Source organism: Pseudomonas sp. LG1D9, assembly GCF_002949995.1.
GTDB lineage: Bacteria > Pseudomonadota > Gammaproteobacteria > Pseudomonadales > Pseudomonadaceae > Aquipseudomonas > Aquipseudomonas proteolytica.
The window spans coordinates 5,037,837-5,062,552 of the sequence record NZ_CP026881.1 but is presented as its reverse complement, the minus strand read 5'-3'; the positions used below and the strand labels follow the sequence as shown (position 1 = coordinate 5,062,552).

The 24,716-nt window shown below is 62.9% G+C and carries 17 protein-coding genes; 11 read left to right on the top strand and 6 right to left on the bottom strand.

All coding sequences use genetic code 11. The features are described 5' to 3' along the window. The first annotated feature begins 89 nt into the window (after nt 1-89). The 4 genes from C5F71_RS23460 to dkgB all read left to right on the top strand — a co-directional run bounded on the left by C5F71_RS23460 (nt 90) and on the right by dkgB (nt 4,415). On the top strand, nt 90-2,030 hold the full coding sequence (locus C5F71_RS23460) for a TonB-dependent siderophore receptor (protein WP_104912073.1): 1,941 nt from the start codon (nt 90-92) through the stop codon (nt 2,028-2,030). Next, a complete protein-coding gene (locus C5F71_RS23455; RefSeq protein WP_029293105.1) occupies nt 2,030-2,389 on the top strand; it encodes a ferredoxin in 360 nt (119 codons plus the stop codon). The genes C5F71_RS23460 and C5F71_RS23455 overlap by 1 nt, the downstream gene beginning before the upstream one ends. Continuing rightward, nucleotides 2,386-3,300 (top strand): ABC transporter substrate-binding protein, encoded by a 915-nt coding sequence (locus C5F71_RS23450; protein WP_104912072.1) that lies wholly within the window; start codon nt 2,386-2,388, stop codon nt 3,298-3,300. The genes C5F71_RS23455 and C5F71_RS23450 overlap by 4 nt, the downstream gene beginning before the upstream one ends. Nucleotides 3,301-3,611: 311 nt before the next feature. Next, entirely contained in the window at nt 3,612-4,415 is an 804-nt protein-coding gene (gene dkgB, locus C5F71_RS23445) for a 2,5-didehydrogluconate reductase DkgB (protein WP_029293109.1), read from the top strand. 1 nt (nt 4,416) lies between these two features. Here the strand turns inward: dkgB and C5F71_RS23440 are convergent, their stop codons facing one another. From C5F71_RS23440 to C5F71_RS23415, 5 genes are all read right to left on the bottom strand, one after another. Then, entirely contained in the window at nt 4,417-4,851 is a 435-nt protein-coding gene (locus C5F71_RS23440) for a chemotaxis protein CheY (RefSeq protein WP_104912071.1), read from the bottom strand. Nucleotides 4,852-4,966: 115 nt separating this feature from the next. Then, on the bottom strand, nt 4,967-8,611 hold the full coding sequence (locus C5F71_RS23435; RefSeq protein WP_104912070.1) for a transporter substrate-binding domain-containing protein: 3,645 nt from the start codon (nt 8,609-8,611) through the stop codon (nt 4,967-4,969). A gap of 1 nt (nt 8,612) precedes the next feature. Further along, nucleotides 8,613-9,239: a response regulator transcription factor gene (locus C5F71_RS23430; RefSeq protein ID WP_104912069.1), complete on the bottom strand. Its 627-nt coding sequence runs from the start codon at nt 9,237-9,239 to the stop codon at nt 8,613-8,615. Nucleotides 9,240-9,815: 576 nt separating this feature from the next. Beyond that, nucleotides 9,816-10,532 carry an MgtC/SapB family protein gene (locus C5F71_RS23425; RefSeq protein ID WP_029293117.1) on the bottom strand — a complete coding sequence of 239 codons (717 nt, stop codon included), beginning with the start codon at nt 10,530-10,532 and terminating at the stop codon, nt 9,816-9,818. Nucleotides 10,533-10,855: 323 nt separating this feature from the next. Continuing rightward, the gene (locus C5F71_RS23415; protein WP_029293121.1) at nt 10,856-12,193 is read right to left on the bottom strand and encodes a lysine N(6)-hydroxylase/L-ornithine N(5)-oxygenase family protein; all 1,338 of its coding nucleotides are present in this window, start codon (nt 12,191-12,193) and stop codon (nt 10,856-10,858) included. Between the two features lie 386 nt (nt 12,194-12,579). Between C5F71_RS23415 and C5F71_RS23410 the strand changes: the two genes are divergently transcribed. Genes C5F71_RS23410 through C5F71_RS23400 form a run of 3 tightly spaced genes read left to right on the top strand, consistent with a single transcriptional unit; the run spans nt 12,580 to nt 17,134 of the window. Next, entirely contained in the window at nt 12,580-13,752 is a 1,173-nt protein-coding gene (locus C5F71_RS23410) for an efflux RND transporter periplasmic adaptor subunit (RefSeq protein ID WP_092235484.1), read from the top strand. Continuing rightward, nucleotides 13,753-15,726 (top strand): MacB family efflux pump subunit, encoded by a 1,974-nt coding sequence (locus tag C5F71_RS23405; RefSeq protein WP_104912068.1) that lies wholly within the window; start codon nt 13,753-13,755, stop codon nt 15,724-15,726. A gap of 7 nt (nt 15,727-15,733) precedes the next feature. Then, a complete protein-coding gene (locus tag C5F71_RS23400; RefSeq protein WP_104912067.1) occupies nt 15,734-17,134 on the top strand; it encodes an efflux transporter outer membrane subunit in 1,401 nt (466 codons plus the stop codon). A gap of 263 nt (nt 17,135-17,397) precedes the next feature. Here C5F71_RS23400 and C5F71_RS23395 read toward each other — a convergent pair whose 3' ends face one another. Beyond that, on the bottom strand, nt 17,398-19,026 hold the full coding sequence (locus tag C5F71_RS23395; RefSeq protein WP_104912066.1) for a PvdJ/PvdD/PvdP-like protein: 1,629 nt from the start codon (nt 19,024-19,026) through the stop codon (nt 17,398-17,400). A gap of 194 nt (nt 19,027-19,220) precedes the next feature. Between C5F71_RS23395 and pvdM the strand changes: the two genes are divergently transcribed. The 4 genes from pvdM (at nt 19,221) to C5F71_RS23375 (ending at nt 24,545) form a co-directional block, all read left to right on the top strand. After that, entirely contained in the window at nt 19,221-20,582 is a 1,362-nt protein-coding gene (gene pvdM, locus C5F71_RS23390; RefSeq protein ID WP_104912065.1) for a pyoverdine-tailoring dipeptidase-like protein PvdM, read from the top strand. After that, the gene (locus tag C5F71_RS23385; protein WP_104912064.1) at nt 20,579-21,850 is read left to right on the top strand and encodes an aminotransferase class V-fold PLP-dependent enzyme; all 1,272 of its coding nucleotides are present in this window, start codon (nt 20,579-20,581) and stop codon (nt 21,848-21,850) included. The genes pvdM and C5F71_RS23385 overlap by 4 nt, the downstream gene beginning before the upstream one ends. 28 nt (nt 21,851-21,878) lie before the next feature. Then, complete coding sequence (locus tag C5F71_RS23380) at nt 21,879-22,757, top strand: formylglycine-generating enzyme family protein (protein ID WP_104912063.1); 879 nt, start codon at nt 21,879-21,881, stop codon at nt 22,755-22,757. A 138-nt stretch (nt 22,758-22,895) separates the two neighbouring features. Then, on the top strand, nt 22,896-24,545 hold the full coding sequence (locus C5F71_RS23375; RefSeq protein ID WP_070995218.1) for a cyclic peptide export ABC transporter: 1,650 nt from the start codon (nt 22,896-22,898) through the stop codon (nt 24,543-24,545). The last annotated feature ends 171 nt before the right edge of the window (nt 24,546-24,716 follow it).

Below are 24,716 nucleotides of genomic sequence, written 5' to 3'. Positions count from 1 at the left end.
ATCCTGCGGTGGGCGGGCATGGGCCGGTATTGGCGTGTGCTCGATACCTTCTCCTGCGTGCTTCTGCGAAGATACTTTTCGAGAAGACTATGATTTTTCAACGCGGCGTCACTTCTGGCCCAACCTTGCTGTTGGGTTGTCTGTTCAGTCCCCTGCTACTCGCTGACAATAGTGCCCTGGAACTCAAGGCACAGACCGTTTCCGCGCCATCGGTGGAGTCCACCACCGTGGCCGACATGGCCCAGTACGGCAGCAAGGTCGAAATTGTCACCCGCCAACAGATCGAACGCGCCGGCCCCAGCGCAGATATCACGCGGGCGATGCAGATGTTCATCCCCGGTTTCTACGTGGCCCCGAAAAACGGCCCGTTCGACTACGGCACCTATTCCCTGTTGGGAGGGCGCAATGACGACACCCTGATCCTGCTCGACGGCGTACGCCTGAACAACCGCCTGTACGGTGGCCTGTACCTGGATACCTTGCCGGCCAACGCCGTGGAACGCATCGAAGTGCTCAAGGGCGGCCAGAGCCTGTTGTTCGGCACCCAGGCCGTGGCGGGGGTCATCAACATCGTCACCCGCAGCCCGCAGACGCGCGCCGTATCCGGCGAAACCAACCTGGGCGTCGATACCTTTGGCGGCACCACCGGCGATGCCCGGGCCGAGCGGATTTTCAGCAATGGCCTGGGCGACCTGGGTTTACTGGCCTATGTCAGCCATAACGTGTCCGAGGGCTACCAGCCCTTTCGTAACCGCGACATGAGCAACGTCACCGACAAGAAACGCTCCTACGAAGTCACCACACTCGGCGCCAAGGCCATCCAGTCTTTTGGCGATGACTCGCGCCTGGAGCTGTTTTACCAGTACACCGACGCCAACCTGGACTTCGCCGGCGCCACCAACAACCGCAAGACCACCAACGACCGCGTGCAGCAGATTGCCACCGCGACCTTCGAACAGAGCATCAACGAGCGGCTGAGCTACTTCGTCAAGGGCCATATCAACGACTGGGATACCCGCTACTCACGGGTCAACAACACCGCCGACGGCGGCACCGTGGTGCGCAATCACGATGACTACTGGGGTTTTACCGACTGGGGCGTGCAGGCCGAGGGCAAGGCCGAGCTTGCGGGCGGCCATGTGCTGGTATTCGGTACCGACAACCAGTGGTTCAAGGGCCAGGACGATGTGCTGGTCATCGACAACAACAAGGCCGAAGCCCACGCCGTGTACACCCAGTTGCGCCCGCAGATCGACGCCCTGCCCGACTGGCATCCGAGCCTCGGCGTGCGCCACGAAACCATGAGCGGCGGCGACAGCGCCACGGTCGGCATGCTCACCTCGCTCTACGACCTCAACGCCAACTGGGCCCTGCGCGGCCAGTACGGTACGGCCTACAAGCTGCCGAATGCCGAGCAACTATTCGTCAACGAACCCGGCGACGAGATCGGCAACCGCAACCTCAAGCCGGAGAAAAGCCGCAACGCCGAGCTGGGCCTGGACTACAAGGGCCTGCTGGCCGACCGCGAGTTCAGCGCCAGCGTGACCCTGTTCAAGCGCAAGATCACCGACCTGATCACCCTCGACGACATCCAGTGGGTCAACGGCCAGGGCCAGATCCAGGTACGCGGCTTCGAAGCCGATGCCAAGTTGGCGCTCAACGATCAGTGGAGCCTGCAGGCGGACATGACCCGCAACCTGACCGAGTCGCGCACCGGGGTCACCATCAACGATGTGCCGAGCTTCTTCGCCCGCTCACGGGTGGGGTTCGAATCGCAGAATCGCCTGTGGGGCGCCGGCGCGGCCATCCGCTATATCCACGATGTGACCAGCTCGAAAAGAGTCGAATACGGCCACTATTCGGTGGTGGACGCCGACGCCTATCGATACCTCGACAACGCCCACCAGCACCGCGTGAGCCTGCTGGTAGAAAACCTGTTCGACCGCGACTACGTCACCAGCCGCTCCAGCAATGTCGACAACCTGGGCCGGCCATTCACCTCTGAGGTGCGTTACACGTATCGCTTCTGATGACTGAGATCACCCAAATCGACGGGGTGGACACCCACCCCGACTGGTCCCGCATCCCCGAGCATGCCCGCCATGTGCTGCTGTGCACCGGCCCGCGCTGCACCCAGCGGGGCGCCTTGCAACTATGGAAAACCCTGCGTCGGCGCCTCTTGGAACACCAGCGCATCGAAGTGCCCGGTGGTGTGCTGCTCACGCGGACCCATTGCCAGTTCCCGTGCAACCTGGGGCCGGTGCTCACGGTATACCCGGAGCGCTGCTGGTATGGGATACACAGCAAGGCCGACGCCGTGCGCCTGGTGGATATGCACCTGGTGGGCGGTGAAGTGGTCGAAGAGCTGTTGATCCGGGAGCGCCCATGAAGCGCCTGGGAGGGTTGGCCATCGCCCTGTTGTTCAGTGCGTCGGCCCTGGCGGACGGCTATCGCAATTGCCAGCAGGATTGGCAACTGCCCCATGCGCCGCCGTCGCGCATCATCGCCCTGAACCAGCACGCCGCCGATATGCTGCTGGCCCTGGGCGCCAGCCCGGCGCTGGTAGGCGTGGCGTACCTGGATGACAACGGTGCCGCGCATAAACAGGGCAGGTACTTCGGTGTGCCGGTGATTGCCCCGCGCTATCCGGCCAGCGAGGTGTTATATGGGCAACGGCCGGACCTGGTGGTGGGCGGTTTTGCCACGGCCTTTGGCAACGGCATCACCTCGCGTACCGGGCTGGCCGGTAATGGCGTGCGTTCGTACCTGCTGGAGTCGGCGTGTGCCGGGCGCTCCCTGGATTACTTCGGCCACATTCGCACTGACCTGCAGACCCTGGGCAACCTGCTGCACAAACCGCAGCGGGCCCGCGACCTGATCGAGGCCCTGGACGCTGACCTGGCCAGCGCCCAGGCACTGGCCAAGCCGGCAAAACCCTTGTCGGTGTTTTATCTCGACAGTGAAGTCAACGGCCTGGACAGCGAGGGCCGGCAAGGTTTCGTCAGCGCCCTGCTGGCCGCGGCCGGGGCGCGCAACCTGTTGGCCGGAATCAATCAATACCGGGTCACGGTCAGCAGTGAGACGTTATTGATGAGCGACCCGGACGTGATTCTGCTGGCCGATGCCGTATGGTCCCCGGCCAGCCGTAAACGCCAGCTGCTGACCCGCGACCCGGTGCTGTCGCGCCTGCGGGCCGTGCGGGAAAACCGCATGATCGATATCCCGTTTACCCACCTGGTGCCCAATGTCGGCAGCGGCAAAGTGGTGCTGGACCTGGCCCGCCAACTCAAAGCTCTGTAGAAACCGACAGTTGTGGCGAGGGGGCTTGTCCCCCGCTGGGCTGCGCAGCAGCCCCAAAACCAGCCACCTCGGTGTATCTGGTAGAACGTGGTGAGGCTGTTGGGGCGGCTTTGCCGCCCAGCGCGGGGCAAGCACGCTCGCCACAAGAAAGGCCAGTGGTGGGTAGCCCTCTGTCCCCTGCAAGCTCGCCTTATCACCACAATGGGACTCATGACTTCTGGTCAAGAGTGATTTGAACAATCGTGGGTGTTTGCGCTGGCGCGTGCGGCTGATACTCAACGCCATTGTTCATGCCACAACAGGAGTCATTCATGTCTATTCCCGCATTCGGTCTTGGCACTTTCCGCCTGCAAGGCCAGGTGGTCATCGACTCGGTCAGTACCGGCCTGGACTTGGGCTACCGGGCCATCGATACCGCACAGATCTATGAGAACGAGGCCGATGTCGGCCAAGCGATCGCCGACAAGGGTATCCCCCGCGATGAATTGTTCATTACCAGCAAGATCTGGATCGCCAATTTTGCCGAAGGCCAGTTGATACCCAGCCTCAAGGAAAGCCTGCGCAAGCTCAAGACCGACTATCTGGACCTGACCCTGATCCATTGGCCATCACCGCAAAACCAGGTGCCCGTCGCCGAGTTCATGGGGCAGTTGCTGGAAGCCAAGCGCCTGGGCCTGACCCGGCAGATCGGTGTTTCCAACTTCACCGTGGCGCTGATGAAAGAAGCCATCGCCGCCGTCGGTGCCGAGAACATCGCCACCAACCAGATCGAACTGCACCCGTACTTGCAAAACCGCACCGTGGTGGATTTCGCCACGCGCCACGGTATCCAGATTACGTCGTACATGACCCTGGCCTACGGCGAAGTGCTCAAAGACCCGCTGATCCAGGCGATTGCCCAGCGCAACCAGGCCACGCCCGCACAGGTCACCCTGGCCTGGGCCATGCAGTCGGGGTATGCGGTGATTCCGTCCTCGACCCAACGCGCCAACCTGCAGAGCAACCTCAAGGCCGTGCAACTGACCTTGAGCGAAGCCGATATGGCGCAGATCAACGGCCTTGAGCGTGGCCATCGCCTGACCAGCCCCAAGGGCATTGCGCCGCAATGGGACTGAGCTAAACCACCGGGCTGCGCGCCAGTTCCCGCAGCCATGGCAAGACCCGCAAGCCGCTGACCGGTGACGGCGGGTCGACGATGCCCATGAAGTGTTCCAGGACGACACTGTCGAGCGCGCCTGGCAAACGCATCAGGACCAGGGGCGCAAGAGAGACCGCTGGCTCCAGGTCCTGGTCGGCATAGACCAGCACATGGCGCACCTGCGGATGTTGCTGGCGCAGCCCCCACTCCCCGCCGGCGCTGGCGGCCAGGCCCGCATGGATGACCAGCACATCGAAGGGCTCGGCCGGGATGTCGGTGAGGATCAGTACTTCCTCGACAGTCTGCACCGGGACGATCCGGTAATAGCCCAACTGGTTAAGCATTTTTTCGATGTGCAGCCGTTGCAGGTGCTGTTCATCAGCGATCAGGATGGTCAGTGCTTTGGTGGGCATGGCAAGTCCCTGAGCAGGTCGCGCTCGTGGCCGGAAGGAGCGCGCTACTGTTCCAGACATAAATGGTCTACAAAATCAGCGGAGTTCCCCCAGAGCGTAGGATTTCTCCCAAATCCTACCTTTGAGCATGATCGCAGTAGTCCGTCAGGGCCTGATGCAACTGGTCAATGGCTTGCTGCACGCCCGCCACCGCAGCGGCCAATGCCTGAGGGTCGCGCTGTTCACAGGCGGCTTCCAGCGCCTCACAGTGGCTGACCAATACCTGGGCCGAGACCAGGCGCGCGCCGCCCTTGGTGCGATGAGCCAGGTCATGCAACTGGGCATAGTCGTGTTTATTGGCCAACGCCTGCAGTAGCGTAAGGTCGGCGGCAAGGCTGTCGAGCAGGGGGGCCAGCAACTCCTTGACGGCGTCCACGTCGGAGCCGGTCAACGCCAGCAACCGACTCAAGTCCATATCCGGCATGACATCAGCCTGCACTTCGGCCTGGACCGACGGCTTGGCGGTACGTGATGCAAGCGCGGCATGCAGGTCCTCCAGCCCCGTGGGTTTGAACAGGCAACCATCCATCCCTGCCGCCAGGCAACGCTCGGTTTCTTCGGGCTGGGCGTTGGCGGTAAACCCCAGCAACAGGCAAGGCGCCAATCCCCGGGCTCGCTCGTCGGCACGGATTTCCCGCGCCAGATCATAGCCATTTTTCAGCGGCATATTGCAGTCCGTGATTACCCCGTCGAAACGCTCGGCCTGCCAGCGCTCCAGGCCTTGTACACCATCGTTGGCGGTGGTGATGCGGTGCCCCAGGAAGCTCAGTTGCCGGGTCAGCAATTGGCGGTTGGCGGGGTAATCATCCACCACCAGGATGTTCAACATGTGCGCTGGCGACGCGTCCAGTGCAACCGACTCATGCTCGGCGCTGGTGCTGGACGCCACCGCCAGGGACAGCGTGACTTCTACGCGGGTCCCCTGCCCCAGCCGGCTGCTCAATTTCAGTTGGCCGCCCATCATTTCACACAGGCTGCGGCTAATCACCAGCCCCAGGCCGGAGCCGCTGCGCGCCGACTGGTCGGTGTTGCGCCCCTGGACAAACGGATTGAACAGCCGCGCCTGGTCCTCGACGCTGATACCTACCCCGCTGTCTTCCACCACCAGCCGCAGGCTCACGTAGCCATTGGCGACTGCCGGCGAGCCTCTGGCGCACAAATGCACATGGCCCTTGGCAGTAAACTTGATGGCATTGCTCAACAAATTGGAGACCACCTGCTTGAAGCGCAACGGGTCGATCATCACGTAACGGTCCACCAGCGGGTCCAAATCAACCTTGAGCATCAGGCCCTTGGTACGTGCCAGCCCTTCGAAGATGCGGGCCACCGAGGCCAGCAGTTCGCGCGGGTTCGACGGTTCCAGGGTCAGGGACAAGTGGCCGGACTCGATCCGGGCAATGTCGAGAATGTCGCCGATCAACTCCAGCATGCCCCGCGAAGCATCGGAGGCCACCGCCAGGGCATCGTGGTCGATACGGCCCTGCTCGGCGTTTTTCAGCGCCAACTCGATCATGCCGATCACCGCATTCATCGGCGTGCGGATCTCGTGGCTCATGGTCGCCAGGAACGTGGTCTTGGCCCGATTGGCGGCGTCTGCCCCCTCCTTGGCCTCTTGCAGTTGCCCCAGCAAACGCTGGCGCTCACTGACGTCCACCCAGCCGGCAATCATGCCCACGACCTTTTCGTCACCGTCGCGGTAAGGCAGCATCCAGTGATAAATGGTCAGGGTCGCCCCGCCCGGCACCTTGAGCACACGGTCGTGGATCTGCGGCTCTCCGCGCTCCATCAGGCGCAAGTAGTCTTCGTGGTAGGACTGGGCCTGGGGGTGGTTGCCGGTGTCAGTCTCGACCACGGTCTTGCCGATCACATCTTCGAGCCGGAAGCCGAACACATTGAGATAGGCACTGTTGCACGCCATCAACCGGCCCAGGCGGTCACGCACATAAATCGGGTGCGGCGTGCCGTCGATCAGCACGCTCATAAAACGCATCTGGTCGCTCAGCGCGCGCTCGGCCTGGCCGCGCTTGCGAATCAGGCTGCGCAGGTAAATCGCCCAACCCAGGGTGATGGTCAACAGCAGCGCGGCCACTGCGAACCCCTGGATAATCGTGTTGCGGTGACGTAGCCAGTAACTGTCATCAATCACCACTTCGCTACGCCAATGATTGGTCAGCTCATCCATCTCCTGGGGCGTGATACTCAAGAGCGCCTTGTCCAGGATCGAGTACAACTCCAACTGGCCGCGCCCCACACCAAAGGCCACTCGCGCGGGCTGCGAGCCGACCGTGCTGGTGATGCGCAGGCGATCACGGTAGTGCTGGGCGATGATGTAGCGCGCAATGATCAGCGCGTTGACCGTCGCGTCCGCCGTGCCACTGACGACCAACTCCATGGCCTGCGCGGAATCCTCGGCGTCCACCAAGTGGATATCGGGATATTCGCGGCTGATGATCTCGCGCTGGACGCTGCCGCGGATGACCGCCAGGCGCTTGCCCGCCATGTCCTCGATGGTGATCGGACGGCTGCCATCGTCGCGCGAGATCAGCACAAACGGGTTGCTCAGGTACGGGCGAGTAAAGCGGATCAGGTCCTCACGGGCCATGCTCGGGGTGATGAACGCGATCATGTCCGCGCTGCCCTCGCTGACTTGGCTGACTTGACGGGGCAGTGAATCACCACGCACCACATCGAACTTCAGGCCGGTGCGCAAGCTGATCTGGGCCAGCACTTCGGCGCTCAAGCCTTGCAGTTGCCCGTGTTCATTGAAAAAAGACAACGGCTGGAACTTGTCGAGCGCCGTCACCTTGACCCGTGGGTGCTTGTCCAACCAACGCTGCTCACTGGCGCTCAGGCGCAGGCGCTCGCGGCCCACCACCCCCAGGTTGCCAGAGCTCCAGCGCCGCAGGATTTCCATCTGCTCACTGACCGGAATCATCTCCAGCGCCGCATTGACGATGCGCAGCAGACGCAGATTGTCGCCGTCGACCGCGAACGCGAAGGGGTTGACCTCCAGGCTGGAAAAATCAGCCATGCGCACGTTATTGAGATGGTTTTTGTTGATCAGATAATTGGTGCTGATGGCATCGCCCAGATAGACGTCCGCCTGGCCGAAGGCGACGGCACCAATGGCCTCGAAGGTCGAGGGGTAAAGTTGCAGGGAGGCGTTGGCGTAATAGGCGGCCACTACCTCAGGCTGCATGTAGTGATAGAGCATGGCCAGACGCTTGCCCTCAAGCTCGGCGCTCAGGGCCTGGCTGTCACCGACACGCGTCACCAGGGTCGGCTGGTCGTTGGCGTACGAGCGCGAAAGCTTCAATTGCCGATCCGCCGCCTCGTAGCCATTGGCTGTGCCCAGGAAGTCCACCTCACCACGCTTGAGAGCCGCGATGACGTCGTCCCGATGCTCGTAGCGCTGGACCTGGATGGTCACGTTCAACATCTGCGCGATCAATGCCGCGTAATCGGCGGTGATCCCCTCCAGTTCGTCGTTGTTGTTCGTCAGATCGAAAGGCGCATAGTCCGGGGCGGACACCCCCATGACCAGCGTGCGGCGCTCGCGCAGCCAACGCCAGTCCGGCTCTTTGAGGTGCACCTGCGGGGCGTCGAAACTCGAGTGCCCCAACAGGTGCAGTTGCTGTGGCGCGCCCAGCGCCACGTTGATAATGAGTGACAGGCTCGCCAGCCAGAGTACCGCGAGCCACTTGCCAAGAGACGTCGACATGTCAGATCAGGTGGTTACGCTGAGCGAACTTGGACAGATGAACCACCGAAGACATGCGCAATTTCTCCTTCAACCGTGTTTTGTAAGTGCTGATGGTCTTGTGGCTCAACAGCATGTCTTCGGCGATCTCCTTGTTGCCCAGGCCCAACGCCAGTTTCTGCAGGACCGTCAGCTCCCGGTCAGAAAGCCCTTTTACCAGTTGCAGTTCCGTGGTCTGCAAGTCGTCCTTGCGCACGGAACTGGTCGGCAGGCTGGGGAAACAGCTGTAGTTGGACATGACCGCCTTGATGGCCTTTTGCAACTCATCCAATTCACCGGTTTTCGCGACAAATCCCATCGCCCCGGCGCGCATGCAACGCGCCGAGAAAAATACCGCCAGATACGAGGTCAGTACCAGAATCTTGCAGGGCAGGCCCAAGGTCTTGACCCGGCTTATCACCTCCAGCCCGCCCAACTTGGGCATCGCCAAGTCCAGAATGAGCAGGTCAGGCCGCTGCTCCCTGGCAATCTGTAAGGCATCAGCGCCGTTGCCAGCCTCGAAAATCTTGTCAAAGCCTTCCTGGCGCAACAGGTACTTGACGGTTGCACGAATGAACGGATGATCATCCACGATTAATGCTTTGCTCATGCGACTCCCTGGAAAGACACCACCGATTAGTTGCATTACTGGCGCCTTGCCATTCTTGCGGCGCCAATACCCTTACACATCACACGAAACCCCTGTACCTGTGAAAAGTACCAGTTCCGACCAGCGGCACTGTCTACACAGAACGTTTCAACGGAACCTGGCTAGGTGCAACGGCGCAACATTAACAACGCAACGATGCCTTAACCGAAGGGAAAATCCGACCGTTATGTAGGACTAATCCTCACTAAAGCGTAGTCAAATATACGCAAAAAACCGCCTCCCCCCTCTAAGGAGCATCCCCTTCAAGGTGTTTGAGAAACCGGTTTTGACTAGTTCCGATCAGTTGGGGACAACCGCCGAGTTGTGGGGAGCGGGCTTGTTGTGGAGAGCAAGCTTATTGTGGAAGGCGGGCTTGTTGTGGCGAGCGGGCTTGCCCCGCGCTGGGCTGCGCAGCAGCCCCAAAACCAGCCACCTCGGTGCATCTGATAAAAATGGATGGGCCTTATTGGGGCTGCTGCGCAGCCCAGCGCGGGGCAAGCCCGCTCGCCACAGCGTGGCTGGTGTGAGCCTTTGCCGTCAGTCCGTGGTGCTGGGGCTCCAGAACGCTTGCACCACCAGGGTCGACTGTGAGATCCGCGTGACCAGGGCATCCAGTTCGTCGCCATCCACCGAGTTGGCCGCCAGGGTGGCCTCGATCTCTACCTCGTCACTGCCAAAGGGCCTTACGTCGACATCACTGGCCGGGTAGTTACAGCGCGCCAGTTCCGACTCCAGCAACGCCATCACCGCTTGCTGCTGGGTACGCCGGGCGATCACGTAGAGGATGTTGGTGACCTCGGCAGACACCACGTCCAGCGGCTGGCGGTTGATGTTATTGACGATCGGGCGCAGCAGCGTGTTGGCCGCCAGCACAAACATCGTGCCCAGGAACGCCTCGAGGATCAGGTCTGCACCGGCGCAGGCGCCCACGGCGGCGGACGTCCACAGCGTGGCTGCGGTATTGAGCCCGCGCACGTTGCCCTCCTCGCGCATGATCACCCCGGCGCCAAGAAAGCCAATACCCGACACCACATACGCCACCACTCGCACGGCGCCTTCGGCCCCGGCCAGGCGGTTGGCCATGTCGACAAAGATTGCCGCCCCCACCGCCACCAGTACGTTGGTGCGCAGCCCCGCCGTGCGCTGGCGGAACTGGCGCTCAAAGCCGATCAGCCCGCCCAGAATAAAGGCGGCACTAAGGCTGACCACGGTGTCGATCAGGGAATCCAGATTGATGTTGTTGAGGGCTTGCATGATGAATCTCCCTTTGATTGCCCGCAGAATCAGCGTCGAAAAAAGGGGGATAAGGCAGGAACCAGGGAGGTTCGCCACCGAAATACCGCTTCTCGCTTTAACGGCGAGGCAACGGCACGAAGATGCACGTCAGCTGGCCAAGCCTGGTCGACAACTGTCACTCGAAAGTCTGTTCACGAAAGTCTGCGCTATGGTTGAAAACCGGCGCAGCTTACGCCCGCAGTCTGCGCGAGCAAAGTGACAGTGCGGCGAATCGGCGGGTTCTTCAGCAAGGGTTCAGGCAAGGGTCGCTCCCGCGGGCACGGGAACGACGCTCCAGGCTGTCAGCTCGCGGTGGCCAGCAGCACGTCACGCACCGAACGCCCCTGGCCCAGGTGCCGATCATGTTGATGCAGCGACGCGGCAATCTCATCGGCACGAATCGGCAGGATCGACAGCAAGGTATCGCTCAAGCCATGGCTGGCCTGGCTGAAACCCTGCATGTAGATACCGGCCTTGCAGCGCTCGTCGGTGACCACGCGGTAGTCGCGGCTCACTTCAAACTCACCCATGTAGGCTTCGAGCGGCGCCAGCAACTGGCGATGCATCTGCCGCTCATAACCTGTGGCCAGGACCACCGCATCGTAGTGATTGATCACGGTCTCGCCGGTAGCGTTGTGACGCACCACCAACTCGATGCCCAAGGGCCCGGCACTGGCTTTTTCCACGGTGGTCAGGGTACGGAAGGCGTGACGGGCGATGCCCGAGACTTTCTGCCGGTAGAAAATCCCGTAGATGCGCTCGATCAGGTCCAGGTCCACCACCGAATAGTTGGTGTTGTGGTACTCGTTGACCAGGCGTTCGCGCTCGCTGCTGGGCTGCTGGAACACCAGGTCGGTGAACTCCGGGGAGAACACTTCGTTGACGAACGGGCTGTCATCGGCAGGCTTGAGGGCCGAGCCGCGCAGGATGATATCCACCTGCACCGAAGGGAAGCTGTCGTTCAGATCGATAAACGCCTCCGCCGCGCTCTGCCCGCCGCCGATGATCGCAATGCGCATTGGCTTGCCCTCGACACAGGGCTGCTGGGCCATGCGCGCCAGGTACTGGGAATGGTGGAACACCCGCCCGTCATCCTTGAGCGCCTTGAACGCCTCGGGGATACGTGGCGTGCCACCGGCACTGACCACCACCGAGCGCGCGGTGCGCACCAGTTGCTCGCCGTGGGCATCCCGGGAGATCACCCGCAGCGCCTCGACCTGCTGCTGATGCAGGATCGGCTCGATGGCCAGCACTTCTTCGCCATAGCGGCTCTGCTCGGTAAATTGCCCGGCGACCCAGCGCAGATAGTCGTTGTACTCCATGCGGCACGGGTAGAACGTGCCCAGGTTGATAAAGTCCACCAGGCGCCCGTGGGCCTTGAGGTAATTGACGAAGGAATAGGGGCTGGTGGGGTTGCGTAGGGTCACCAGGTCCTTGAGGAAGGAAATCTGCAACTCGCTCTGGCTCACCAGGGTGTTGCCGTGCCAGCGGTAGTCGGCCTGCTTGTCAAGAAACAGTACATCGAGCTTGCCCTGGGCTTTCTCGCGCTCTTGCAGGGCGATGGCCAGCGCCAGGTTCGAAGGACCGAAACCAATACCGATCAGGTCGTGAACCGCGGGCGATGCAATTGCCTGTGTCATTCCAGTGTCCTCTGGATAAGCCCCGTGGCGGTGGGGCGGAAAGCCTGGGCGACCTGCTGAACAACAGGCCATGTGTTGATAGGAAACGAGGACAATGAAAAAAAATTTAAGGCCCGCACCTGATTCACTCCAGCAGGCACGAAGGTAGCTGCCGTGGCCGCACAGTGATGGCAGTTTGGGCCCTTCTAATTTATAGTAATTCTCATCTAGATTTGAATTGCCACACCCTCGCCGTCCAATACTGGCGTTTCGCCCAGCTGTAACGGCGTATGTAAGCAGTTAAATTTCAGAGCAAATACCTCGTTTACCTGACAGCTTCCCGCGCCTGTCTCTGCCCTTGCGGGCGATTGAGTTGCGGTCCGAACTTTCCTGGCTGGAACCCGTGCATGAACCGTCCCCGACACACCCGGCGCGCTCTGCTGGCAGCACTTTGCCTGATCCCCGTGGCCGCCTTCGCCGCCTGGCAACTGATCCCGCCCGGTCGGGATAAATTTGCCACCCTGCAAGTACACCGGGGCGATATCGAAAGCAGCGTGACCGCCCTCGGCACCCTGCAGCCGCGGCGCTACGTCGATGTCGGCGCGCAGGCGTCGGGGCAGATCCGCCGGATTCACGTCGAAGCCGGCGCCCAGGTCAAGGAAGGCGACCTGCTGGTCGAGATCGATCCCGCCACCCAACAAGCCAAGCTCGACGCCACTCGTTACTCCATCGCCAACCTGCAGGCCCAACTGCAGGAGCAGCACGCGCAAAACCGCCTGGCGCAGCAGAAGTTCCAGCGCCAGCAACGTCTGGCCGCAGGTGGCGCCACCCGCGATGAAGACGTGCAGACTGCCCAGGCCGAACTGGACGCCACCCAGGCACGCATCAACATGTTCAAGGCGCAGATCAGCCAGGCCCAGGCCACGCTGCGGGTCGACCAGGCCGAGCTGGGCTACACGCGCATCTACGCGCCGATCTCCGGCACGGTAGTCGCCGTGGATGCCCGCGAAGGCCAGACCCTCAACAGCCAGCAGCAGACGCCGCTGATCCTGCGGATCGCCAACCTGTCGCCCATGACCGTCTGGGCGGAAGTCTCGGAAGCCGATATCGGCCATGTCAAACCTGGCATGCAGGCCTATTTCACAACCCTGAGCGGTGGCAACCGGCGCTGGACCAGCACCGTGCGCCAGATCCTGCCGGTCCCCCCCAAGCCCCTGAACGAAACCAGCCAGGGCGGTGGCAGCCCCAGCAGTTCGAGCAAAAGTGGCAGCGGCCGCGTGGTGCTCTATACCGTGCTGCTGGATGTCGACAACGCCGATAACGCGTTGATGGCGGAAATGACCGCCCAGGTGTTTTTCGTCGCCAGTCGCGTCACCAATGCGCTGACTGCGCCGGTTGCAGCCCTGCAAGGCGGCACCCGCCCCGACATGCAACTGGCCCGCGTGGTGGCCAAGGACGGCAGCATCGAAGACCGCGAGGTGCGGGTTGGTATCAGTGATCGCCTGCGCATCCAGATCCTCGATGGCCTCAACGAAGGCGATCACCTGCTGATCGGCCCCGCCCAAAGCAGCGGAGGCTGAATGTTGACGCCGCTGATCGAACTTCGGGACATCCGCAAATCCTACGGTGGCGGTGATGCGCCTCAGGTCGACGTGCTGCGCGGGATCGACCTGTCGATCCATGCCGGGGAATTCGTGGCGATTGTCGGTGCCTCGGGCTCCGGCAAGTCCACCTTGATGAATATCCTCGGCTGCCTCGACCGCCCCACCGTCGGCCAGTACCTGTTCGCCGGGGAAAACGTTGCCCAGTTGGACACCGACGAACTGGCCTGGCTGCGCCGCGAGGCCTTTGGCTTTGTATTCCAGGGCTACCACCTGATCCCCTCCGGCTCAGCCCAGGAAAACGTCGAGATGCCGGCGATCTATGCCGGCACGCCCGCCGCCGAGCGCCACGCCCGTGCCGCCGCCCTGCTGACCCGCCTGGGGCTGGCCGGGCGCACCGGCAACCGCCCGCACCAACTGTCCGGCGGCCAGCAGCAACGGGTGTCGATTGCCCGGGCCTTGATGAACGGCGGCCATATCATCCTCGCCGACGAACCCACCGGCGCCCTCGACAGCCATAGTGGCGCCGAGGTCATGACCCTGCTCGACGAGCTGGCCAGCCAGGGTCACGTGGTGATCCTGATTACCCATGACCGCGAAGTGGCGGCCCGGGCCAAGCGCATCATCGAAATCCGCGACGGCCTGATCATCAGCGACACCTCCAACACCCACGACCAACCTGCCGCCGAGCCCAACCCCAAGGCCCTGCAAGCGGTGGACCTGCGCCAACGCCTGGCCGATGGCGCCGAGCACAACGGTGCGTGGAAAGCCGAACTGCTGGACGCGGTGCAGGCAGCCTGGCGGGTGATGTGGATCAACCGCTTCCGCACGGCCCTGACCCTATTGGGGATTATTATCGGCGTAGCCTCGGTGGTGGTGATGCTTGCGGTGGGTGAAGGCAGCAAACGCCAGGTCATGGCGCAGATGGGCGCCTTTGGCTCCAATATCCTTTATGTCAGCGGCTCGGCGCCCAACCCGCGCACACCGCCCGGCATCATCACCATGAACGACGTCGCCGCGATGGCCGCGCTGCCACAGGTCAAGCGCATCATGCCGGTCAATGGCGCGGAGGCCGGAGTGCGTTTCGGCAACGTCGACCACATGGCCTACGTGGGTGGCAACGACACCAACTTCCCGGCGATCTTCAACTGGCCGGTGGTCGAGGGCAGCTACTTCACCGAGGCTGACGAACGCGCCGCCGCGACCGTCGCGGTCATTGGCAAGCGGGTGCGCGACAAGCTGTTCAAGGACCTCCCCAGCCCTATCGGCCAATACATCCTGATCGAAAACGTGCCGTTCCAGGTGATCGGTGTGCTCGCCGAAAAAGGTGCCAGTTCCGGCGACAAGGACAGCGACGACCGTATCGCCATCCCCTACTCCGCCGCGAGTATCCGCCTGTTCGGCAGCTACAACCCGGAATACGTGGTGATTGCCGCCGCCGACGCGCGCAAGGTGCATGAGGCAGAAAAAGCCATCGACCAGTTGCTGCTGCGCTTGCACAACGGCAAGCGCGATTTCGAACTGACCAACAACGCCGCGATGATCCAGGCCGAGGCCCGGACCCAGAACACCTTGTCGCTGATGCTGGGTTCGATTGCCGCCATCTCGCTGCTGGTGGGCGGCATCGGGGTGATGAACATCATGCTGATGACCGTCCGCGAACGCACCCGGGAAATCGGCATCCGCATGGCCACCGGCGCTCGACAGCGGGACATCCTGCGCCAGTTCCTCACCGAAGCGGTGATGCTCACGGTGGTTGGCGGGGTGGCCGGGATCGGCCTGGCCCTGCTGGTGGGTGGCGCGCTGATCCTCAGCAGTGTGGCTGTCGCCTTCTCGCTGCCTGCCGCCTTGGGCGCCTTCGCCTGCGCCCTGATCACCGGCGTCATCTTCGGCTTTATGCCCGCCCGCAAAGCAGCCCGGCTCGACCCGGTCACGGCCCTTACCAGTGAATGATCGCCCTATGAAAGCGCACTTGACCCTTGTCGCCGCCAGCGTGCTGCTGGCCGCCTGCAGCAGCCCGGTGCAGCGCCCGGACAGCGGCCTGCAGCCACCCCCTGCCTGGGCCACCGCAAACCAGGCCAGCGCCCTGCACGCCAACCAGCAATGGTGGACAGCCTTCGCCAGCCCGCAGCTCGACCAACTGATCGAACAGGCTCGCAACGCCAGCTTCGACCTGGCCAGCGCCGTGGCGCGAGTGCGTCAGGCCCAGGCCGGCGCCGTGGTGGCCGGCGCGCCGTTGCTGCCCGAAGTCAAGGGCGGACTCAACGCCAACCGCCAGAAACTGCTGCGCGGCAAGGGCTACAGCGAACTGGACGCCGACAACAACAACGACGCGGTGGACTACTTCAATGCCAGCCTGACGGCCACCTACGAAATCGATTTCTGGGGAGGCAAGCGCGCCGCGCGCGACAGTGCCGAACTGGCGGTGCGCGCCAGTGAATTCGAGCGTGCCACGGTGGAGTTGACCCTGCTCAGCGGCGTGGCAACCACCTACACCCAGCTCCTGGCCCTGCACGAGCAACAACGCATCGCCGAACTGAACCTGGCCAATGCGCAGAACGTCCTTAAGCTGGTGCAGACCCGTTATGAAGCAGGCTCTGCCACCCAGCTTGAGCTGGCCCAGCAAAAGAGCCTGGTCGCCGCGCAGCAACGCCAGTTGCCAGAAGTACGCCAGCGCGCCGAGGCTGCCCGAATCAGCCTCGCCGCCCTGCTCGGCCAACCGGTGCAGGCGCTGCAATTGACGCCACAGGCCTTTGATCAACTGCGCTGGCCGAGCATCGCTGCCGGCGTGCCCAGCGACCTGCTCAGCCGCCGCCCGGACATCGCCAGTGCCGAAGCGCAGTTGGCGGCCGCCCAGGCCGACATCATTGTCGCCCGCGCCGCCATGCTGCCCAGCATCACCCTTACCGCCAACCTGGGCTCCGGCGCCAACCGCGCCGCGGATATGCTGCGCAACCCGTTCTACAACCTCACGGGCGGGCTGATCGCACCGATTTTCAACAACGGCCGCCTCAGCGCCGAACGTGACAAGGCCACGGCACGCCAGGATGAACTGCTGCAAACCTATCGCGCAGCGATCATCAATGGCTTTGCCGATGTGGAGAAGGCCCTGAGCAGCATTCGCCGGCTGGACGAACAGCGCCAATGGCAGCGCGAGGAACTGGACCAGGCGCAGACCGCGTTCCGCATCGCCCAAAGCCGCTACGAGGCTGGCGCGGAGGACTTACTCACCGTACTGGAAACCCAGCGCACGCTGTATGCCGCCCAGGATTTGAACGTGCAACTGCGCCAGGCGCGGTTGGCGGCGAGTATTGCGCTGTACAAGGCGCTGGGCGGCGGGTGGCAGGCGTCCGATATCTAACAGGTAGCGAGCTTGCTGTGGAGAGCGGGCTTGTTGTGGCGAGCGGGCTTGCCCCGCGCTGGGCTGCGAAGCAGCCCTAAAACCAGGCGCCTCGGTCTGCCTGAATAAACGCGGGGAGGTTTAGGGGGGGCTGCTTCGCAGCCCAGCGCGGGGCAAGCCCGCTCGCCACAACAAGCCCGCTCGCCACAACAAGCCCGCTCGCCACAGCAAGCCCGCGCCCCACAAAAAGCCAGCTAGCCACAAAAAGCCCACACACGCGGCGGTCAAATCGTGCGTTCCTTGACCTTCAAATGTCGCGCATACCACGGCCGCTTGGGCACCTTGCGGAACAAGTCCTGCAGTTTGTCGTCATCGGCACCGAAGGTGATGCGCAACGCCAGTTTCATGGTTTCCGGGTCCATTTCCACGGTGCGGCCCATCTGCAGTCCGGGGGTGGTGCTGCAACCATGGGTATCCGGCCCCAGCCAAGGATCACCCACCTCAACCCAGCGCCCAGGCGCAAACCATGGCACACCATTGACCTCCAGGCGGTTCAGCTCACCTGGATGAAAGCGTTGATGAGCGCGAAACCAATCCTCAAGGCGATCATCGATCCAACCGTGAAAATGCCAGAACACCGGGTTTACATGGGAGGAAAACGGGTCGCCCAAAAAGTCATTCTCAGGCTCATACCAACGCGCCGCAAAATCCGCCGGATCCCGGGCAAAGGGCACCGGCGCGCCATTGGACGGGTCGCGCGGTACCGACGCCCAGCGCATATGCAACCAATCGTGCAGCCCCAGCTCAACCTCAGAGCCAAACTGGCCCAGGGTCAACTTGGCCAGGTAACGCGGGTCGCGGTACTGCGACTCCCACACCTGGAAGTTGCTGTGATAGGTCTCGGCCGCCTTGATATCACTGACCCACTGGCTGTACTGCTCGTCGCCACTGGCCGTCCAGGTCGGCGGCAGTGCGAAGCCATCGTGATTGTCGAAGTAGCGCGCAAAGCCCTGGCGATCACGCTCAAGCTCTGGCTGGGGCTGCGGGAAGCGCGGCCAGGACGGCAAGTCCTGCAGGGAACGCGCGGTGCCGAGCATGTGCCGGTGCATGAAGAAAAAGTCGATACCCGAGCCATTGCGATCCTTGCGCGGGCCACGGGCGTCGCGCTCGTTATCCCGTGGCCCGGGCTGCCAACCGATACCGCGCAGGGCATTGCGCTTGTCTTCGGGCAGCTTGTGCCACTGGTCCCGCGAGGCGTGCCAGAGCTGGTGGAACAGGCGGTGTTCGGGGGCAATCAACCAGGCCAGGAGCGCAGGGTTCAGGCCGATTCGTTCGCGGGCTTCGGGGAACAACTGCTTGGTGGCGACAAACCGGTTATCCAGCTCCAACGCTGCCAGGGGCCGGTCGAGGCTGAGGATCTGCCCGCTGAGGGTGCCGCTGCCAGCATTGCCGAAACTGTCCCAGACTTCGTCCAGGCTCATCTTGAATTCATAGGTCGGCATGCCATCTGGCGAGTCGCGGTCGATCAGGCGCCAGTACAGCAGCGCTGCATTGCCCGGAACCAGATCACCCAGGACTTGGTAGCGCGGCTCATCCGGCCCCCGCAGGTGCCCAGCGGTGTCCAGGTAGCCGCGCACGCCACGGCCACGCGGTGCGATATCAATAAACAGTTGCAGATCATCGAGGGGCAAGCCGTGCAACCCGGCATCACGCCCCTCCAGGCGCAGGCTCCAGATCCCGCGCAGGCTGTTCGCCAACTGCTGGCCGGCGGCGTCCGCCAGGTCCACCGTGGCTTCCTCGGGCGTGATGGGGAACTCCTCACGCGTCAACTCGCGATGGGCATAAAAGGCTGCAGGTACGGCGGCGCCGGTCAGCGCCAGGCCTGCGATAAACCCTCGTCGAGAAATCGTCATGTTCCTACCTGTGTCAGCCTTGGAGCAGGCTTTATCCAAGCTAGAACGTTTTGCCGGACAGCAAATTTACTGTGGGAGCCGGCTCCCACCATTGATGGTGGGGATACTTAAATTTTCCGGGCCTGCGCTCGTTCTTCCCAGATAGCAAAGGCCCCTTGCGCCTGCACCTCAAAGGCGAACCGACTGAGATGGCAATGACAAAACCACGTTCGAAAAAGGCTCTATACATCGGCCTGCCCTTGGCCCTGGCCATCGCTGCCGGCGCAGGCTTTGCCTGGGACCACTGGTTTCGCGGCAACGCCGGCTATTCGCTGGAAGTGATCAAGCAGGCCAATGAACTGCAGGACCGCCTGCTTTCGTTCGACAGCCATATCACCGTGCCCCTGGACTTCGGCACCGCCGGGCATGAAGCAGACAAGGACGGCAGCGGCCAGTTCGACCTGGCCAAGGCCAGTCGCGGGCGCCTGTCGGGGGCGGCGCTGACGGTGTTCGGCTGGCCCGAACTGTGGAATGGCCCCAACGCGCCGCACAAACCCACCGCAGGCTTTGTCGACGAGGCCCGAAACCAGCAAGAGGTGCGCTACAAGATCATTACCGGCATGGTTCGTGATTTTCCCAACCAGGTGGGCATTGCCTACACCCCGGCCGATTTGCGCCGCCTGCATGGCGAGGGCAAGTTTGCGATCTTTATCAGCATGCTCAACGCCTACCCCCTGGGCAATGACCTGAACCTGCTGGACATGTGGACGGCGCGGGGCATGCGCATGTTCGGCTTCAGCTACATCGGCAATAACAGCTGGGCCGACTCTTCGCGCCCGCTGCCGTTTTTCAATGACTCGCCGGACGCCCTCGGCGGCCTCTCACCCATCGGCAAGCAAGCGGTGCAGCGCCTGAACGACCTGGGCGTGATCATCGACGTGTCGCAAATGTCCACCACCGCCCTCGAGCAAGTGGCGCAGTTGAGCCGCACGCCCATGGTCGCGTCCCACTCCGCGCCCCGCGCCTCGGTGGATATCCCGCGCAACCTCAGCGACAAAGAACTGCAACTGATCAAGAACAGCGGCGGTGTGGTGCAAGTGGTGGCGTTCGGCGGGTATCTGCGCCCGCTGAGCCAACCGATCCAGGACAAGCTCAACGCACTGCGCGCGCGTTTCGACCTGCCGCCCCTGCCCAACCTGGCGATGGCCCTGATGCCCGGCGACCCGATCATTGCCGCCTGGCCGGAACAGAAGTTCGGCGAATACGCCAGCGAGCTCTACGCCATTCTCGAAGAGGAGCCCAAGGCCAGCCTCAAGGACCTGGGGGATGCCATCGACTACACCGTGCGCAAGATCGGTATCGACCACGTCGGTATCGCCTCGGACTTCAACGAAGGCGGCGGCGTCAAGGGCTGGAACGATGTGAGTGAGGTGCGCAACGTGACCGCCGAACTGCTCACCCGTGGCTACTCCGAAGCCGATATCGCCAAGTTGTGGGGCGGCAACTTCCTGCGGGTGTGGGAGCAGGTGCAACAGTCCGCCAAGCCCGGCGTGCCGCCAAGCGAGCAGATACCATGAGCGACCGTCGCACCTTTCTCAAACAGGCAGGCATCCTCGCCGCCAGCCTGCCGTTGGGGGCCAGCCTGGACGTTCAGGCCGCCAGCGCCAAGGCACCCGCCGATAAGTGGGCCAGCCTGCGCCAACTGTTCGACCAGGACCCGAACTACATCCACTTCTCCAACTTCCTGATCACCTCCCACCCAAGGCCGGTACGCGAGGCCATCGAGCGCCACCGCGCCGCCATTGACCGCAACCCCGGCCTGACCATGGATTGGGACCTGCAGGAACCCTGGAAACGCGAAAGCCAGGTACGTGAATGGGCCGCGCGTTATCTGCAGGCCAAGCCCGGCCAGATCGCCCTCACCGGCAGCACCACCGAAGGGCTGGCGATGATCTACGGCGGCCTGCGCGTGCGCCCCGACCAGGAAATCCTGACCACCGAGCACGAACACTTTTCCACCGACAGCATCCTCGCGTTCCGCACCCAGCGTGACGCCACCCAAGTGCGCAAGATCAAGCTGTTCGCCAACGCCCACCACGTGTCGGCCGATGAAGTGCTGACGAGCATCGAGCGCAGTATCCGCCCCAATACCCGGGTGCTGGGCATGACCTGGGTCCAGTCGGGCAGTGGCGTGAAACTGCCGATCGGCGAAATCGGCCAACTGGTCAAGCGCCACAACCAGGGGCGTGACGAAAAGGACCGCATTCTCTACGTGGTGGATGGCGTGCATGGCTTTGGCGTCGAAGACCTGGCCTTCCCGGACATGCACTGTGACTTCTTTATTGCCGGCACCCATAAATGGATGTTCGGGCCACGGGGCACCGGCCTGGTATGCGCCGCCTCGGAGCAAGTGACCAACCTCACCCCCAGCCTGCCGACGTTCTCCGAAGACACCGATTTTGCTACCTCCTTCTCCCCCGGCGGCTATCACGCCTTTGAGCATCGCTGGGCGCTGGATGAGGCCTTCAAGCTGCACCTGCAATTGGGCAAGGCCGAGGTCCAGCAGCGCATCCACAGCCTCAATACCTACCTCAAGGACCGCTTGCAGGCACGCCCGAACATCGAGCTGGTCACCCCCGCCAGCCCGCAACTGTCGGCCGGTTTCAGCTTCTTCCGGGTCAAGGGCCAGGACAGCGACAAGGTGGCCGCCTACCTGATGCGCAACCGGGTCATCAGCGACGCGGTGAACCGCGATGTCGGCCCGGTGGTGCGCACTGCGCCGGGCCTGCTCAATACCGAAGATGAAGTCGACCGCTTCCTGGCGCTGCTCGACAAAACCCTTTGACGCCTTTTTCTTGTTATCGAGACGACTCATGAACGATGAACCGCTCACCCCAACGCTGCTCAAGTCCCTGGCCCTGACGGCATTGATGGCCTGCCTGGCGCCAGCCGCCCAGGCCGCAACACCGCCCAAGCCCGGCACCGTGTTCAAGGACTGCAAGCACTGCCCGGAAATGGTGGTGCTGCCCACCGGCACCTTCAAGATGGGCACCCCGGACGATGAAGTCGGCCGCCAGCCCGACGAGGGGCCGATCCATGACGTGACCTTCGCTAAACCCGTGGCTATCAGCCGCTTCCAGGTACTGGCCGGCGAGTGGGACCGTTTTATACGGGAGACCGGCTATAAAATGCCCGACGGCGACGAGCGACCAGGGCGCAAATGCACGGCTGGCAAGCCCAGCTACCCCATCACCGCCAAGCATCCGGCCGTGTGCATGGACTTTGCCGAAGCCAATGCCTATGTCGCCTGGCTGTCGAAGAAAACCGGCAAGCACTACCGCCTGGTCAGCGAGTCCCTGCGCGAGTACGCCGCTCGGGGCGGTACCTCCGGGCCCTTCCCGTTCCCGTTCGACGAGGGCGAGAAATACGGCATCGCCAAGCACGCCAATACCTACGGACCGGCGGATGGCTACAGCTACACCTCGCCCGCCGGCAGCTATGCGCCCAATGCGTTCGGTGTGTATGACATGCACGGCAACGTTTATGAATGGGTCGAAGACTGTGAACACGACAGCTATGTGGGCGCGCCCAGCGATGGCAGCGCCTGGCTGACCGGGCAATGCGAGGTGCGGCAGATTCGCGGCAACGACTGGGGCGAAGCGCCGATTTTTTCCCGTTCCGGCAACCGCAACAGCCTCTACTCCAATGTGCGCGGCGACTGGCTGGGCTTGCGGGTGGCACGGGACCTGTGAGCCTGCGCAACTCGGTGCGAGGCTAAATCGCGCCCCACCCGACTCGTCCTCCTACTATCGGCCTGCCAGCGGTAAACCTGCGCACGCAGGCCTTCACTTGCCCACAGCACGTAGCCACGTCGCGATCGAGGTAGTTTCATGACCGCAGCACCGCGCAGCGCCATTCGCGAACTCTTGAGCCTGCTCAAGCCCTATCGACGGATTGTCATTTCTTCCATCACCCTGGGCATCATCGGCGGCCTCAGCGTCACCGCGCTGCTGGCCACGGTCAACCGCGGCCTGCACAGCGCCGACGGCATGGGTACCGGCGTGGTCCTGGCCTTTGCCGGGCTGTGCCTGCTGGCCTTGCTCAGCAGTATCGGCGCCGATATCGGCACCAACTTCGTCGGGCAGAAGGTGATTGCCAAACTGCGCAAGGACCTCGGCGCCAAGGTGCTCGCCGCGCCCATCGAGCAGATCGAGCGCTATCGCACCCACCGCCTGATCCCGGTGCTGACCCACGACGTCGACACCATCAGCGACTTCGCCTTCGCTTTCGCCCCGCTGGCGATTTCCACCACAGTGATCCTTGGCTGCCTGGGCTACCTGGCGGTGCTGTCCTGGCCGATCTTCCTGATGACCCTGCTGGCCATCGGGATCGGTTCGGCGGTGCAGTTCGTGGCCCAAAGCAAAGGCATCAAGGGCTTCTACGCGGCCCGCGATGCCGAAGACAACCTGCAAAAACACTACTCGGCGATTGCCGAGGGCGCCAAGGAACTGCGTATCCACCGCCCGCGCCGGCACGCCATGCACACCCGCAATATCCAGGGCACTGCCGACCATATCTGCGATACCCATATCCGCTCGATCAATATTTTCGTGATCGCCAAGAGCCTGGGTTCGATGCTGTTTTTTGTGGTGATTGGCCTGGCGCTGACCCTGCAACAGTTCTGGCCCAGCTCGGACCCGGCGGTGATGAGCGGCTTTGTCCTGGTGCTGCTGTACATGAAAGGCCCACTGGAAAACCTGATCGGCAACCTGCCGATCATCAGCCGTGCGCAAATTGCCTTCCGCCGCATTGCCGACCTGTCGGAGCGCTTCTCCTCGCCGGAACCGCACCTGCTGCTCGACGACGCCGACAAAAGCGTGCCGGTGATGAAGCACCTGGAACTGCGCAACGTGCAGTACGCCTTCCCGCCCGTGGAGGGCAGCGAGCCGTTCAAGCTGGGCCCGGTCAATTTGAGCATCGAGCCAGGGGAAATCCTGTTTATCGTCGGCGAAAACGGCTGCGGCAAGACCACCCTGATCAAGCTGCTGCTGGGCCTGTACACCCCGCAGCAAGGCGAGATCCGCCTCAACGGCCTGCCCGTGGACGCACTGGGCCTGGACGACTACCGCCAGATGTTCACCACGATCTTTGCCGACTACTTCCTGTTCGACGACCTGGTGCAGAACGACAAGGCCCTGCCCGACGACGCCACCCAATACCTGGAGCGCCTGGAGATCGCGCACAAGGTCAGCGTGCGCGACGGTGCTTTCACCACCACCGACCTGTCCACCGGGCAACGCAAGCGCCTGGCCCTGGTCAACGCCTGGCTCGATGAGCGCCCAGTGCTGGTGTTTGACGAGTGGGCGGCCGATCAGGACCCGACCTTCCGGCGGATTTTCTACACCGAGCTGCTGCCGGACCTCAAGCGCCTGGGCAAGACCATCATCGTCATCTCCCACGACGACCGTTACTTCGATGTGGCTGACCAACTGGTGCGCATGCAGGCCGGGCGCGTCATCAGCGAGAAAGCCTTTGCCTGATACCTGAGGCAGGCCCTCTGTGGCAATGAGCTTGCCTGTGGCGAGCGGGCTTGTCTGTGGCGAGCGGGCTTGCCCCGCGCTGGGCTGCGAAGCAGCCCCCCCTAAACGCCCCGCGTTTATTCAGACAAACCGAGGCGACTGGTTTTAGGGCCGCTTCGCAGCCCAGCGCGG

What these genes read in the sequence shown, in the direction of transcription:
- C5F71_RS23385 (WP_104912064.1), top strand. Translation starts at nt 20,579, where the DNA reads ATGAGCGACCGTCGCACCTTTCTCAAACAGGCAGGCATCCTCGCCGCC.
- C5F71_RS23430 (WP_104912069.1), bottom strand. Translation starts at nt 9,239, where the DNA reads ATGAGCAAAGCATTAATCGTGGATGATCATCCGTTCATTCGTGCAACC.
- dkgB (WP_029293109.1), top strand. Translation starts at nt 3,612, where the DNA reads ATGTCTATTCCCGCATTCGGTCTTGGCACTTTCCGCCTGCAAGGCCAG.
- C5F71_RS23400 (WP_104912067.1), top strand. Translation starts at nt 15,734, where the DNA reads ATGAAAGCGCACTTGACCCTTGTCGCCGCCAGCGTGCTGCTGGCCGCC.
- C5F71_RS23395 (WP_104912066.1), bottom strand. Translation starts at nt 19,026, where the DNA reads ATGACGATTTCTCGACGAGGGTTTATCGCAGGCCTGGCGCTGACCGGC.
- C5F71_RS23415 (WP_029293121.1), bottom strand. Translation starts at nt 12,193, where the DNA reads ATGACACAGGCAATTGCATCGCCCGCGGTTCACGACCTGATCGGTATT.
- C5F71_RS23410 (WP_092235484.1), top strand. Translation starts at nt 12,580, where the DNA reads ATGAACCGTCCCCGACACACCCGGCGCGCTCTGCTGGCAGCACTTTGC.
- C5F71_RS23380 (WP_104912063.1), top strand. Translation starts at nt 21,879, where the DNA reads ATGAACGATGAACCGCTCACCCCAACGCTGCTCAAGTCCCTGGCCCTG.
- pvdM (WP_104912065.1), top strand. Translation starts at nt 19,221, where the DNA reads ATGACAAAACCACGTTCGAAAAAGGCTCTATACATCGGCCTGCCCTTG.
- C5F71_RS23450 (WP_104912072.1), top strand. Translation starts at nt 2,386, where the DNA reads ATGAAGCGCCTGGGAGGGTTGGCCATCGCCCTGTTGTTCAGTGCGTCG.
- C5F71_RS23435 (WP_104912070.1), bottom strand. Translation starts at nt 8,611, where the DNA reads ATGTCGACGTCTCTTGGCAAGTGGCTCGCGGTACTCTGGCTGGCGAGC.
- C5F71_RS23405 (WP_104912068.1), top strand. Translation starts at nt 13,753, where the DNA reads ATGTTGACGCCGCTGATCGAACTTCGGGACATCCGCAAATCCTACGGT.
- C5F71_RS23455 (WP_029293105.1), top strand. Translation starts at nt 2,030, where the DNA reads ATGACTGAGATCACCCAAATCGACGGGGTGGACACCCACCCCGACTGG.
- C5F71_RS23440 (WP_104912071.1), bottom strand. Translation starts at nt 4,851, where the DNA reads ATGCCCACCAAAGCACTGACCATCCTGATCGCTGATGAACAGCACCTG.
- C5F71_RS23425 (WP_029293117.1), bottom strand. Translation starts at nt 10,532, where the DNA reads ATGCAAGCCCTCAACAACATCAATCTGGATTCCCTGATCGACACCGTG.
- C5F71_RS23375 (WP_070995218.1), top strand. Translation starts at nt 22,896, where the DNA reads ATGACCGCAGCACCGCGCAGCGCCATTCGCGAACTCTTGAGCCTGCTC.
- C5F71_RS23460 (WP_104912073.1), top strand. Translation starts at nt 90, where the DNA reads ATGATTTTTCAACGCGGCGTCACTTCTGGCCCAACCTTGCTGTTGGGT.